The sequence below is a fragment of the Phenylobacterium sp. genome, assembly GCF_965284355.1.
Lineage (GTDB): Bacteria > Pseudomonadota > Alphaproteobacteria > Caulobacterales > Caulobacteraceae > Phenylobacterium.
The window spans coordinates 4,737,846-4,750,390 of the sequence record NZ_OZ260078.1; the positions used below are offsets into that span (position 1 = coordinate 4,737,846).

A 12,545-nucleotide genomic window follows, 5' to 3' on the forward strand; every position below is an offset into this window, starting at 1 on the left:
GCTGGTCCATCCGCCGGGCGCGTCGCAGCGCCCTCTCCGTCAGCTTCGCTGACACCTCCCCCGTCTCATCGGGGGAGGAACCTGATCACCAGGTCCAGTCCTTCGCCGACTTGCGGCATCCGCCGCCGGCCCAGCCCGTCCAGCCGCGGCCGCGAACCACCTTTCCCGGCCGCGCCGCGGTGGCCTCGCCCTTCTCCAGGGCCAGCTGGCCGTTCACGACCACCTCGCTCACGCCTGTCGCCAACTGCTGCGGCTTTTCGAACGTCGCGTGGTCCTGGATCGTCGCCGGGTCGAACACCACGACGTCGGCGAAATAACCCGCCTTCAGCATTCCACGATCTCGGAGGCCCAGGTTGTGGGCGGGCTGGGCGCTCAGCTTGCGCACCGCCTCGCTCAGCGTCAGCCGCTTCTCGTCGCGCACGTATTTTGCCAGCAGCCGGGCGAAGTTGCCGTAGGCGCGCGGATGGATGGACGACAGCGTGAAGGGCGGCTCGGGCGCCTGGGCCTCGGCGTCGGAGCCGAAACTCATGTAGGGCAGGGCGACCTGGCGGGCGACGTTGGCCTCCAGCATCGAGAAATAGACGACCTGCACGCGGCTGCCGTCCTCGATCACCAGGTCGATCGCGGCGTCCTCGGGACTGACCCCGCGGTCCTGGGCGACCTGGGCCAGGGTCTTGCCGGTGAGGGGCTTCAGCTTCGGGTTCTTGAAGCCCACCAGCAGCGTGCCCTCGGCGCCGGCGCCCTTCTGCAGGTTCTCGAAGCTGGGCGTGCCCGAGCGCATCTCGGCGATGACCTTGGCGCGTGTGGCCGGGTCTTTCAGGCGCGCGACCCACTGCTCGAAGCCGCCGGCCTGCACCCAGGTGGGCATGGCCGCGTCCAGGCCGGTGGAGCTGGCGGGATAGGTGTACATGTCGGTGGTGATGCGCAGGCCCGAGGCGCGGGCCGCCTCGATCTTCCTGATCGCCGCGTCCAGCTTGTCCCAGTTGACCCGGCCCGAGGCCTTCAGGTGGTAGATTTCGGCGGGCGTCCCTGAGCGGCGGGAGATCTCGACCAGCTCGTCGATGGCCTCCAACAGCCGGGCGCCCTCCGAGCGCATGTGGCTGATGTACATGCCGCCGCAGCGCCCGGCCTCGGTGACCAGCGCCACCAACTCGTCAGTCTCGGCGAAGGTGCCCGGCGCATAGATCAACGACGAGCCCACCCCCAGCGCGCCATCCTCCATCGCCCTGACCACCAGCGCCCGCATCTCGGCCAGTTGCGCGGGGGTCGGATCGACATCGCCTTCGCCCAGCACGTGGATGCGCGCGGTGGCCGAGCCAATGAACGAGGCCACGTTCATCGAGACGCCCTTGGTCTCCAGGACGCGCAGGTACTCGTCCAGCGTGGTCCAGGTGATCGGATACTTGATGTCGCCCAGGCGCTGGACGGCCAGGCGCTTCATCTCGGGGTTCAGCGGGCCCATCGAGTCGCCTTCGCCCATCACCTGCAGGGTCACGCCCTGCTTCAGCTCCGACAGGCCCCGGCCGTCCTGGATCAGGCTCTCGGTGGACCAGCTCAGCATGTTGATGAAGCCGGGCGACACCGCCTTGCCCCTGGCGTCCACGGTCTTCGCCGCCGCGCCGGGACACGAGCCCACGCAGACGATGCGGTCGCCCTTCACGCCCACGTCGCCTTTCAGCGCCGGACCCCCTGAACCGTCGTAGATCTCGCCGCCGCGGATGACGAGGTCATAGGCGGGGGCCGCGGACCCTGCCGGCTGAGCGCAGGCAAGAGCGAGGCCGGCAGTCGCGGCGAACAGGACGCGCTTCATTCAGGAACTCCCCACGAATGCGGGGAGCCTAGCCCTACCGCTTCCGGACGAACACCGTCCCGGCCGAGTAGCCGGCGCCGAACGAGCAGATCAGGCCCGTTTCGCCTGCGGAGAAGTCGTCGTTGGCTTTGTGGAAGGCGATGATCGAGCCGGCCGACGAGGTGTTGGCGTACTCGTCCAGGATGATCACGTTCTCTTCCGAGGTGGGCTCGCGACCCAGGACGCGCTTCCCGATCATGACGTTCATGTTGATGTTGGCCTGGTGCAGCCACATCCGCTTCAGGGCGTGCGGGTCCAGGCCCAGGTCGCCGGCGTGCTCGACGATCATCTCCGAGACCATCGGCACCACCTCGCGGAACACCTTGCGGCCTTCCTGCACGAACAGCTTGTCGGTCGCGCCCACGCTCTCGGGCGCCCCGCGGTTCAGGAAGCCGAAGTTGTTGCGGATGTTGTTCGAGAACTGGGTCTTCAGCCGCGTGCCGACGATGTCCCAGCCGCCGGTGGCGTCCTCGGCGCGTTCGACGATCACCGCGGTGGCCACGTCGCCGAAGATGAAGTGGCTGTCGCGGTCGCGGAAGTTCAGGTGGCCCGAGCAGATCTCGGGGTTGACCATCAGCACGGCGCGCGCCGAGCCCGAGGTCACGAAGTCGGCCGCGGTCTTGATGCCGAACGTGGCTGACGAGCAGGCCACGTTCATGTCGAAGGCAAAGCCCTCGATGCCCAGCGCCTGCTGCACCTCGATGGCCATGGCCGGATAGGCGCGCTGCATGTTCGAGGCCGCGCAGATGACGGCGTCGATCTGGCTGACGTCCTTGCCCCAGCGGGCGATCGCGTCCTTGGCCGCCTCGACCGCGATCTCGGCCAGGATCGAGATCTCCTCGTTCGGCCGCTCGGGGATGTTGGGGGTCATGCGTTCGGGATCGACGAGGCCCGTCTTGTCGACGACGAAGCGCGACTTGATGCCCGAGGCCTTCTCGATGAACTCGGACGAGGAGGGGGTCAGCGCCTGGACCTCGCCCGAGGCGATGGCGTCGGCGTTGGCGGCGTTGAAGCGCTCGACATAGGTGTTGAACGTCTCGACCAACTCGGCATTCGAGAGGCTGTTGGGCGGGGTGTAGAGCCCCGTGGCGGCGATCACCGCGTCGGTCATGGTCACGCTCCGAACTCGAAGGGGCGACTGATACCACGCCCTGCCGCCCCGTCACGACCCATGTGGCCGAAGGGACACAGCCGGGGGCGAACACAGCGCCGCCATAGAACCGGCCGAGGCTCGCCGCGTTTGGAGATGATCCCCAATGGGACTGGGCGGGCTGTCCAGAACGAGTACGGAGTTCCTCCCCCAAAATGAAAAAAGCTCTCATCGCCGCGGCCTCGCTGGCCGCGATCGCCACCGTCGTCCCTGCCGCCGCCCTGGCGCAGGACGCCGCCGCCACCAAGGCCGGCGCCTATGTCGGGATCAACGCCGGCATCGTCGACGGCAGCGGCGGCGTCGACCTGAAGGCGATCCAGGGTCGCCTCGGCTACCGCTTCAACAACTGGATCGGCGTCGAGGGCGACCTCGCCACCGGTCTCAAGAGCGACACCGACAACGTCGCGGGCATCGACGTGAACACCAAGCTGAAGCACTCGGCCGACGCCTACGTCGTGGGCTTCGCCCCGATCGGCGCGAACACCGACCTGATCGCCCGCGTCGGCTATGGCACGACCAAGCTGCGCGCCAAGGCGGCCGGCGTCTCGGCCTCCGATTCGGAAGAGTCGTTCAACTTCGGCGTGGGCGCTCAGCACCACTTCGACGGCCTGAACGGCGTCCGCGTCGACTTCACCCGCAAGGAGTTCCGCAACGGCCCCGCCGACGCGAACATCTGGAGCCTGGGCTACACGCGCAAGTTCTAGGGACTGCCGGCAGCTTCGAACGCCCCCGCGTTTCGAAGGATTCCGCCACCTGAAGGGAAGGCCGCTCCGTCGCAGGAGCGGCCTTTTCCTTGACCCTCACTCCGCGCGCGCCCACGCTTTGGCAAACTCGGGGGAGTGAGACGCGTTGAACGATGAGTTCTTCATCCAGCTGGCCGCTTCGGCCGCCGCGGTCGGGGCGCTGATCGCGCTCGCGGCCTGGGCCAAGATCGCCAAGCCGGTAGCTCCGCTGGACGAGTACAAGGCCCGCGCCATGCTGGCCGAGGAGTTTCCCGGCCGCACCGTCGAAGCCGTCTGGATCGCCTCGGACGGTTGCGGCGCCCTGGCCAAGTCGGGCGCCCTGGCGCTGGTCATCTGCCGCGTCGGCGACGGCTTCGCGGCCCGCCAGATCCCCTGGGGCCAGGCCGTGTCGGCCACCTTCAAGAACGGCCGCCTTTCGGTGAACCTGGGCGACATCGCCGCGCCGACGGCCGTGATCTCGCTGCCGTCCTGGCCACCGAAGGACCTCGCCGCGTGACCAAGCCCGAGTTCGATCCGGTCGCGCTGGCCACGCCGTTCTTCATCCTCACCATCATCCTCGAGATCCTGCTGGCCCGTTTCCGCAAGGCTGACGCCCGCTATGAGGCCAAGGACACCGCCGTCTCGCTGGCCATGGGCCTGGGTTCGTCGGTCGCCGGGACCATCACCGCGGGCCTCGTGTTCGCGGCCACGATCTGGGTCTACGAGCACCGGCTGTTCACGATCCCCATGACGGCGATCTGGGCGTGGGTGCTGATCTTCCTGCTGGAGGACGTGACCTACTATTGGTTCCACCGCATCAGCCACGAGCGGCGGTTCTGGTGGGTGGCGCATGTGAACCACCACTCGAGCCAGCACTACAACCTCTCCACTGCGCTGCGGCAGACCTGGACAGGCGGCGTGGCGGGTACGTGGGCGCTTTGGCTGCCTTTGGCCTTCTTCGGCTTTCCGCCGGCGATGATCGCCATCCAGAAAGGGATCAGCCTCGTCTACCAGTACTGGATCCACACCGAGGCGATCCGGCGGATGCCGCGATGGTTCGAAGCCATCTTCAACACGCCCTCGCACCACCGGGTGCATCACGCCCGCAACCCGCTCTACCTGGACAAGAACTACGCCGGCATTCTGATCGTCTGGGACCGGATGTTCGGCACCTTCCAGCCCGAGCTGGACGAGGAGCCGTGCCGCTATGGTCTTGTGAAGAACCTGGGCACCTTCAACATCCTGCGTGTGGCCTTCCACGAGTGGATCGCCACGTTCCAGGACGTCGTGCGACATCCGCGCCATGCGCTGGGCTACATCTTCGGCCCGCCGGGCTGGAGCCACGATGGGAGCCGGGAGACCAGCGCCATGATCAAGGCGCGGGCGCTGGCGAATGACGGGGCGCTCAGTCCCGCAGCAACGGCAGGCTCAGACCGCTCACCGGCCGGGCCCCGAGAATCTCACGCCTGAACCGGAACAGCTCGGCCGGGCGACCGCCGGTCTCGGCGTCGAGGCGGCCCAGGCCCTCGACCAGCTCGGCGCGCTCGAGGGCGCGGCGGAAGTTCTGCTTGTGCAGGGGCACGCCGGCGATGGCTTCCACGGTCCGCTGCAGGGCCGAGAGGGTGAACGCGTCGGGCATCAGCTCGAAGACCACCGGGCGGTACTTCAGCTTGCCACGCAGGCGGCCCAGTGCGGTGGCGAGGATGCGGCGATGGTCCGAGATCATCGGCTCGCCGAGGGCCACCATCAGGGCGTCCGGACGTGTGGGCGCGGCCTCGCCACGGTCGCGAGCGGCCTCGGGCGCCAGGCCCGCTTCGTAGAGCAGCTCGTAGCGCTCCAGCACCCGCTCCTCGTTCCACGGCGCGCCGTCCAGGGCGAACAGGAGGCGGGCGCGGGCCAGCTTCTGGGCGTCGTTCCCGGCCCAGCCGCGTAGGGCCCCCTCGATGGCGTCGAAGGCGCCGGGCCGGCCGGCGCGCCAGTCTTCCCAAGGAAAGATCCGCGACCAGGGCCGCCACTCGCTGCCGGCGAAGTGGGTGTCGACCGCCGCCGGCGCCAGCGCCAGGTAGCCCACCGAAATGACCCGGGCCGCCCCGTCGCCGCCCCCCTTGACGCCGCCCAGGTCGGCCAGCGGCGCGTCGCGACCCTTGTCGCCGAAGGTGTAGAGCTGTTCGACGAAGCCCAGATCGAAGCGGGTCTGCTCGGTCACGAAGGCCCGGAGCGCCAGCTCGAAGGTGCGATGGCCGTCCGGATCGAACGGACCGAAGGGCAGGCCGCTGAGGTCGCCGCCGTCGCCCTTGTGCCGGACCGTCAGCGCCACGGCCTCGCCGTCGCGGATGGCGACGACCACCGCTGACAGGCCGATGACGAGGGAGGCGCTCATTCGGTGTCGAACGCCTGGGCGTGGGTCACGTAGCCCGCGGCCTCGGACAGAACCTCAAAGCGGCGCAGATAGTGGGCCTGGGCGTCGAAGGGCGCCTGGGGCTCGATCGTCAGGGTGTAGCCGGCCGGCGGCGCGCCGAAGAAGTCCAGGCTCTCGGCGTGGCTGAACCCCGCCAACTGGGTAGCCTCGAAGAATGCGCAGGCCCGGTCGGCCTGCTTGATCAGCTTCTTGATCGCCACCGGGGTCTTGGCGGGCAGGCCGAAGCGGACGTGAATCGCGTTCTCCAGCCGTTCTTCGAACAGCTTGTAGTCATAGCCCAGCGCAGCCTTGAAGGGGCTGATCATGTCGCCGATCACGTACTCCGAGGCGTCGTGCAGCAGGGCGGCCAATCGCCAGCGGGGCTCCACATCGGGCTGGATGTGGGCGACGATCTCCTCAACCACCACCGAATGCTGGGCGACCGAGAAGGCGTGTTCGCCCACCGTCTGGCCATTCCAGCGGGCCACGCGGGCCAGGCCGTGGGCGATATCCTCGATCTCGATATCCATCGGAGAGGGGTCGAGCAGGTCCAGGCGGCGCCCCGAAAGCATCCGCTGCCAAGCCCGGGGCGCCTCTTTCGTGCGACGCAGCCCTTTTCTCACCCGTGCATTCCTTCCACTGTCGAGGTCGTGAACTGGCCCAGAGACTGACAAAGATCAATCCGGGTCGGTTGGCCACCCGATACACGGGCGACAAGAGGAGACAGGTATGAGCTGGGCCCGCATCATGGCGCCACTGTCCGGGGGACAGGGCGACGCCGCCGCCGTCGCGGCCGCGGCGATGATCGCCGAGCCGTTCGGCGCAGAGCTGGCGGCGGTCTACACCCCGGCTGACGTCGCCGACGTCATGCCCTGGATGGGGGAGGGCTTCCTGGGCGGCGTTCAGACAACGGCGCTGGAGTCCCTGAAGGAGGCCACCGCGGCCGGTGAAGCGAACGCCCGGAAGGCGGCGGCCTGCGGTTATGCCAAGGCTCAGTTCGTGGCCTTGCAGACGCCCGTCTGGGCCGGCCTGTCCGCAGAGAGCCGACTCTCGGACGTCGTCGTGTTCATCAGCGATCCGGCCCGCGGCCGCGGGCCGCTCGCCGAAGCCTTCCAGCAGATGGTGGCCGATGAGCAGCGCCCGGTTCTGGTGGCGCGGCCGGGCCTGAAGGTCGGCGGCACGGTGGTCGTCGCCTGGGATGGCGGCAAGGAGGCCAGCCGAGCCGCACGCCTGGCCACCCCGCTGCTGGAAAAGGCCGCGCGGGTGGTGATCGTGGCCGCCCCCAAAGCCAGCTCCCGCAGCTTCGATCCGGCGCGCCTGCAGGCCTACTACGCGGCCCGAGGCGTAGAGTCCGAGGTGCAGCTCCTGACCGACACCGGCGACGCCGCGCCGGCCCTTCTGCGCGCGGCGTCCAGTGCGGGCGCCGAGATCTTGGTGGCCGGCGCCTTCGGGCACCCGCGCCTGCAGGAATTCATTTTCGGAGGGACGACCCGCACCTTGCTCAGCTCGGACGGTCCGTCCCTGTTCCTCTCTCACTAGTTTGCTTATCGGAATTGCCAGGAGGTACGTCATGTCCCTGTCGCGCATCGTGATGCGGCTCGCCCGCAATCCCGGGACGGAATTCGCCGGAGGTGATGACCACCGCGGCTATTCCCTGACTGCGCCCTTGACCCCAGACGGGATGCTGGACGAGGCGGCCTATGCCAAGGCGCGCAGCGCCTGCACAGTGCGCCGGTTCGCCCCCGACGAGGACCCGGTCGACGGCCGCCTCGCGCGCAAGGGCCAGCGGTGGTTCTTCGACTACGACGAGGACAACTCCGCCGACGACGAGCCGGTCCACCGCCTGGGCCAGCATCGCTTCGCGGTCGGCGAGTATGTGACCGTCACGGACGAGGACGGTCGGCCGTTGACCTACAAGGTGGTGGAGGTTCAACCCGCAGGCTGATGACTTTCGGGATGCGCCGGGGCATGCCGCTGGCAGGCCTCCGGGCCTTCTGGCGTTGGGCGCGCCTGGATCAGACGCCGCCGTTCTTGCGGACCAGCCGCTTTACGTCGCGGTGCAGCTCGTCTTCGTCCATGTTCTCGGCCTTGGACTTAACAACGGCGACGGTGATAGGGCCGCGCTTCGGGCCGCCGGCCTCGTAGCCCACAAAGCGGTAGCCGCCCGCCAGGTCCTCGCCGGTGTAGATGAAGGTGGCGCGCAGACCGCGGCGCTCCGGGTTCAGCGCCTCGCCGCGCAGACGCACGTCGCGACGGATGCGGATCGTGGCGGCGTCGCCACCCGCGTCGATCTTGATCGGCCCGACCTGAACCTTCGCCGTGTCGTCGTTGTCGTTGGCCACGATGTGGATGCCGGGCAGATCGACCCGGGTCACCGCGCTCTCCGAGTCGCTGACGACGGGCTTTCCGGCCTTCATCTCCACGGTCACGGCATCGACGTCCTTGCCGTTGACCTTGAGGTTCAGACTGGGGGTATTCGTGTCGGCGGCGGCCTCGCGCGCGGCCTGTTCGGCAGCGCTGGCAGCGGACTTGGTCTCAGCGGCGCTGCCGGGCGCGGCCTCACCGGCCAGCTTGGCCTTGGCGGCGTCGGCGGCCGCCTTCTCCTCGGGCTTCATGCGGCCGGCCAGCAGAACGGTCTCGATGTTGGACAGGGTGGCGTCGACGCCGCTCTGCACCGACACCAGCTGCAGCGTCACCTCGGCGCCGTCGCCAGACGCATAAGTGCACGTCTTGCCATCGGGGGCGGTGGAGGTGCGGGTGAGGTCGCCCTGCTTGGCCGGACACTCCAGCGCAGCGCGCGCCTTCGGGACCTGGGGTCCGCAGGCGGCGGTGGTCAGCGCGAGCGTCGAGGCGGCCAGCACGTACAGGGTCTTCATGAGAAAGGGCTCCGTCCTATGCCGCGAAGGCTGGCCGGAGCCCTTCCAAAAGGCGAGTGAATTCGCGGTAAGTTACAACCCGGATGTTACTGCTGGCCGGGCCGCGCCGCGCCTTCGCGCCGGGCCAGGAAGGCCAGGCGTTCGAAGAGGTGCACGTCCTGCTCGTTCTTCAACAGGGCGCCATGCAGGGGCGGGATCAGCTTGGTGGGATCCTTCTCGGCCAGCATGTCGCCGTCGATGTCTTCCACCATCAGAAGCTTCAGCCAGTCCAGCAGCTCGGAGGTCGACGGCTTCTTCTTGAGGCCCGGCACCTTGCGCATGTCGTAGAAGATGCGCAGCGCCTCGGCGACCAGCTTGTTCTTGATCCCCGGATAGTGGACGTCGACGATCTCCTGCATCGTCTCGCTGTCGGGGAAGCGGATATAGTGGAAGAAGCAGCGGCGCAGGAACGCGTCGGGCAGCTCCTTCTCGTTGTTGGACGTGATGATCACGATCGGGCGGACCTCGGCCTTGATCGTCTCGTTGGTCTCGTAGACGTAGAATTCCATGCGATCGAGCTCCTGCAGGAGGTCGTTCGGGAACTCGATGTCGGCCTTGTCGATCTCGTCGATCAGCAGGACAGGGCGGCCCTTGTGCTCGAAAGCCTCCCAGAGCTTGCCCTTCTTGATGTAGTTCTTGACGTCCTTGACCCGCTCGTCGCCCAGCTGGCTGTCGCGCAGACGGGTGACGGCGTCATACTCGTAGAGACCCATCGTCGCCTTGGTGGTCGACTTGATGTGCCAGGTGATCAGCTCGGAGCCGAGCGCCTTGGCGATCTCTTCCGCCAGCACGGTCTTGCCGGTGCCGGGCTCACCCTTGATGAGGAGCGGACGCTCCAGGGCAATCGCGGCGTTGACCGCAACCTTGAGGTCTTCGGTCGCGACGTAATTGTCGGTCCCTTCGAAACGCTGACGGCTCATCGAGGCTCCCCGCGCGGGCCCAAGCCCGCATTCGAACAGTTGTTTGTCTGGGGCCAGCCTATAGGGCCGCGCGCGAGGATCAAGCGAGTTCCATCGTCGCGCCTTCCGGGAGTTCGAGGCGCCTGACCCTAGGTCGCCCGGCCCTCGGCGTCGGAATAGCCCATCGCCTGGAGGTCGGCGTCGCTGACGTCGGGGCGTTGGAAGTCGGTGACGTCGTCCTCGCCGCCCTGGACGTCCGACGCGTCGCGCACCTCGCCCAGGCCGTCGATGTCGCGCTCGGCGAGGCGGGCTTCGTCGAAATCGTCCTCGGGCCCCTGGCCATCCAGGTCGTCCTGCCGTTCTTCAGTCGCCGCGCGATAGTTGAGCTCATCGTCCTCGTCGAAGTCGTCTTCCTCGATGACGTCTGGATCGAATTCATCGGCGTCGAGCGCCAGCGGTTCGTCCTCGTCGGCGTCGCCGTCGGCGCGGGTCAGGTCCTCGACATCGGGGAGATCCTCGAACACCCGCATCTCGTCAGCTTCGGCAAAGCTGCGGACTTCGCCGACGTCGCCGCCGTCCGTGGAGTTGGTTTCGTCGAAGGCCTCGGCCTGATCCTGGGGATCATAGCCGTCGCTGTCGTTCTCGAAGTCCGTCCCGGGCATATTTGTCTCCTTCCGAAAAGCTTCGGAAGAACCCGCCCGCGCGCCGCCTGTTCCGGCGCTATCGGTCCTGAGCGTACTCGGCCAGCGCGTCGGCCATTGGGTTCATGACGCTCTCCCAGTCGCCGAAGCTGTCTGGCAGGAACACTCGGGTCTGCGGATACCACGGGTAGCTGTCGCTGCCGAGGCGCGGCCATGACCCCGGGGTCGAGATCAACCAGGTTTTCGCGCCCGACGAGGACGCGATGTTGAACGTGGCGTTCGCAAAGCCGAGGATCAGGTCCATCGCCCGACAGAGAGCGGCCAAATCGTCGAGGTCCGCCTTCAGGTCGATGCCCGGCGGCTGCCAGATCTTCACCCCGAATTCGCGCTCTGCCTGCTCGATCTCGGCCGAGCAGTCGCCGTACTGCAGGTTGATGAAACTCACGCCCGGTGTGGCCAGCACGGGCCGCCACTGCTCGAACGGCGAGAAGTAGCGATGGCGGTGGTTCGTCACGACGGCGCTTTTCCACAGCAGGCCCACCTTCGGTCCGGGCGGAGCCTGTTCCAGCTGCTGGCGCCAATAGGCGACGCGCTCGGGGTCCGGCTTCATGTAGCCGTCGGTGGCGGTCGGGAAATGTTCCAGGGACGGCCGGAACTGCCGCATCAGGCTGGCCATCGGCGTCCAGAGGTCTATGGCGTTCTGGTCGACGCCGGGGACGCGGCGGAGCGGCCGCGTCTGCCACACATTGGTAACGTGCGCGGTGACAGTGGCGGTCGGAAAGCTGCGTTCGAACAGCGGGACGAGTCGGCGTTCCACCGTCAGGTGCAACTCGCCCTTGGGCCCCAGCGCCTCAAGGACGTCGGGGATAACGTTGGCGAATAGCAGCTCGTCGCCAAGACCTTGTTCGGCCACCACCAGGAAGCGCTTCCCGGCGATGTCCTGGCCGGGCTTCCAGCGCGGCCGGTCGATCGCGAAAAGCGTTACGTCGGCGAACTGCGGCGACAGGCGCGCCTCGTAGTCTTCCCAGCCCTCGGCGATGCGGCCCAGGCCAAGCTGATAGGACGAACGCGCCAGACGCATCATCTCGCGGTCGTCGGCCGTCACGGTCTTGCCGATCGCCTGGTTGCAGTCGGCCAGTGCGCCTTCCAGGTCTCCCAGGTGCATCTTGATCTGGCTGAGATTGTAGCGGCCCTTGTGGAATTTCGCGTCGAGGCGGACGGCCTCGCCGATGAAGGTGGCGGCCAGCTGCATGTCGCCGACCTCGAGCATGGCGGTGCCGATTGTGTTCCACAGCATGGCCGAACCGGGATGCTGGGCGATGGCGGCCTTCAGGATGTCGATCGCCTCTTCGCGACGACCCTGGTCTTTCACCGCAGAGGCGAGGTTGTTGTACCCTTGGGGCTCATGCGGGGCGTGGTTCACGTAGTGCGTGAACAGCTTCTCAGCCTGTTCCAGCATCCCCATGCGATAGGCGAGGCGGCCCAGGTCGTTCGACACATCGGCATGGTCGGGCAGGAGCTGCAACGCCGCCTCGTAAGCGCGCACGGAGTTCGCATAGTCGCCGGCGCGCTCGAGGGCCATAGCCAGCAGGTACCAAGCGACGCCATTGCGATCGTCCTTGTCGAGCGCCTTTAGCGCCCACTTGCTACCCGCGACGAAGTTCTCTCTGTTCAGCGCATCGATGGCTCGCTTGAGCAGTGGAGCAACGGCCAGCGCCTTGAGCTCCCGCATCGCCTCGTTGAGGCGATCGAGCGCTTCCTTGCCGCCGGATTCGCCCATCTCGGCCATGGAATCGCGCGCCAGCGTCGGCTTGGCAGCGTCTTCCAGTACGATGCTGGACGTGGCGTTGCGAAGGGACTTTGGCAGGGCGGCGGAGGCCATGCGGATGCTCCGAACAGGCAGTGGAACCCCTTGGTCGCCCGTTATGCTTAATCGCGGATTAAGCTGTGCCAAAGGGTCGCAGGCAGGCC

General features: G+C 67.6%; 13 protein-coding genes. 5 read left to right on the top strand and 8 right to left on the bottom strand.

The window, feature by feature from the left end; all coding sequences use genetic code 11:
• Positions 1-85: 85 nt before the first annotated feature.
• Entirely contained in the window at positions 86-1,810 is a 1,725-nt protein-coding gene (locus ACQ66R_RS23290; protein ID WP_430426019.1) for an N-acyl-D-amino-acid deacylase family protein, read from the bottom strand.
• A gap of 34 nt (positions 1,811-1,844) precedes the next feature.
• Complete coding sequence (locus ACQ66R_RS23295; protein ID WP_430426021.1) at positions 1,845-2,960, bottom strand: beta-ketoacyl-ACP synthase III; 1,116 nt, start codon at positions 2,958-2,960, stop codon at positions 1,845-1,847.
• Between the two features lie 194 nt (positions 2,961-3,154).
• Here ACQ66R_RS23295 and ACQ66R_RS23300 point away from each other — a divergent pair, with 194 nt between their 5' ends.
• The 3 genes from ACQ66R_RS23300 to ACQ66R_RS23310 all read left to right on the top strand — a co-directional run bounded on the left by ACQ66R_RS23300 (position 3,155) and on the right by ACQ66R_RS23310 (position 5,191).
• A complete protein-coding gene (locus ACQ66R_RS23300; protein ID WP_430426023.1) occupies positions 3,155-3,703 on the top strand; it encodes a porin family protein in 549 nt (182 codons plus the stop codon).
• A 145-nt stretch (positions 3,704-3,848) separates the two neighbouring features.
• Entirely contained in the window at positions 3,849-4,238 is a 390-nt protein-coding gene (locus tag ACQ66R_RS23305; RefSeq protein ID WP_430426025.1) for a hypothetical protein, read from the top strand.
• On the top strand, positions 4,235-5,191 hold the full coding sequence (locus tag ACQ66R_RS23310; protein ID WP_430426027.1) for a sterol desaturase family protein: 957 nt from the start codon (positions 4,235-4,237) through the stop codon (positions 5,189-5,191). Before ACQ66R_RS23305 ends, ACQ66R_RS23310 begins: the two co-directional genes overlap by 4 nt.
• On the opposite strand, the gene ACQ66R_RS23315 is transcribed toward ACQ66R_RS23310, so the two are convergent.
• Both ACQ66R_RS23315 and ACQ66R_RS23320 read right to left on the bottom strand, forming a co-directional pair.
• Entirely contained in the window at positions 5,127-6,101 is a 975-nt protein-coding gene (locus ACQ66R_RS23315; protein ID WP_430426029.1) for an NUDIX hydrolase, read from the bottom strand. The genes ACQ66R_RS23310 and ACQ66R_RS23315 overlap by 65 nt on opposite strands.
• On the bottom strand, positions 6,098-6,742 hold the full coding sequence (locus ACQ66R_RS23320) for a YfbR-like 5'-deoxynucleotidase (protein ID WP_430426031.1): 645 nt from the start codon (positions 6,740-6,742) through the stop codon (positions 6,098-6,100). The genes ACQ66R_RS23315 and ACQ66R_RS23320 overlap by 4 nt, the downstream gene beginning before the upstream one ends.
• A 106-nt stretch (positions 6,743-6,848) precedes the next feature.
• Between ACQ66R_RS23320 and ACQ66R_RS23325 the strand changes: the two genes are divergently transcribed.
• Positions 6,849-7,658: a universal stress protein gene (locus tag ACQ66R_RS23325; protein WP_430426033.1), complete on the top strand. Its 810-nt coding sequence runs from the start codon at positions 6,849-6,851 to the stop codon at positions 7,656-7,658.
• 31 nt (positions 7,659-7,689) lie between these two features.
• The gene (locus ACQ66R_RS23330; RefSeq protein ID WP_430426035.1) at positions 7,690-8,064 is read left to right on the top strand and encodes a hypothetical protein; all 375 of its coding nucleotides are present in this window, start codon (positions 7,690-7,692) and stop codon (positions 8,062-8,064) included.
• 70 nt (positions 8,065-8,134) lie between these two features.
• Here ACQ66R_RS23330 and ACQ66R_RS23335 read toward each other — a convergent pair whose 3' ends face one another.
• The 4 genes from ACQ66R_RS23335 to ACQ66R_RS23350 form a co-directional block, all read right to left on the bottom strand.
• Positions 8,135-8,995 (bottom strand): hypothetical protein, encoded by an 861-nt coding sequence (locus ACQ66R_RS23335; protein ID WP_430426037.1) that lies wholly within the window; start codon positions 8,993-8,995, stop codon positions 8,135-8,137.
• Positions 8,996-9,081: 86 nt separating this feature from the next.
• Positions 9,082-9,954, bottom strand: coding sequence for an AAA family ATPase (locus ACQ66R_RS23340; RefSeq protein WP_293361315.1), 873 nt, complete (start codon positions 9,952-9,954; stop codon positions 9,082-9,084).
• Between the two features lie 128 nt (positions 9,955-10,082).
• Positions 10,083-10,595, bottom strand: a complete 513-nt coding sequence (locus ACQ66R_RS23345) for a hypothetical protein (protein ID WP_430426039.1) — start codon at positions 10,593-10,595, stop codon at positions 10,083-10,085.
• Between the two features lie 58 nt (positions 10,596-10,653).
• Entirely contained in the window at positions 10,654-12,456 is a 1,803-nt protein-coding gene (locus ACQ66R_RS23350) for a tetratricopeptide repeat protein (protein WP_430426041.1), read from the bottom strand.
• Between the last annotated feature and the right edge of the window lie 89 nt (positions 12,457-12,545).

Coding starts and splice junctions, on each gene's coding strand:
- ACQ66R_RS23290 (WP_430426019.1), bottom strand. CDS start 1,810: ATGAAGCGCGTCCTGTTCGCCGCGACTGCCGGCCTCGCTCTTGCCTGC.
- ACQ66R_RS23295 (WP_430426021.1), bottom strand. CDS start 2,960: ATGACCGACGCGGTGATCGCCGCCACGGGGCTCTACACCCCGCCCAAC.
- ACQ66R_RS23300 (WP_430426023.1), top strand. CDS start 3,155: ATGAAAAAAGCTCTCATCGCCGCGGCCTCGCTGGCCGCGATCGCCACC.
- ACQ66R_RS23315 (WP_430426029.1), bottom strand. CDS start 6,101: ATGAGCGCCTCCCTCGTCATCGGCCTGTCAGCGGTGGTCGTCGCCATC.
- ACQ66R_RS23325 (WP_430426033.1), top strand. CDS start 6,849: ATGAGCTGGGCCCGCATCATGGCGCCACTGTCCGGGGGACAGGGCGAC.
- ACQ66R_RS23330 (WP_430426035.1), top strand. CDS start 7,690: ATGTCCCTGTCGCGCATCGTGATGCGGCTCGCCCGCAATCCCGGGACG.
- ACQ66R_RS23335 (WP_430426037.1), bottom strand. CDS start 8,995: ATGAAGACCCTGTACGTGCTGGCCGCCTCGACGCTCGCGCTGACCACC.
- ACQ66R_RS23340 (WP_293361315.1), bottom strand. CDS start 9,954: ATGAGCCGTCAGCGTTTCGAAGGGACCGACAATTACGTCGCGACCGAA.
- ACQ66R_RS23345 (WP_430426039.1), bottom strand. CDS start 10,595: ATGCCCGGGACGGACTTCGAGAACGACAGCGACGGCTATGATCCCCAG.
- ACQ66R_RS23350 (WP_430426041.1), bottom strand. CDS start 12,456: ATGGCCTCCGCCGCCCTGCCAAAGTCCCTTCGCAACGCCACGTCCAGC.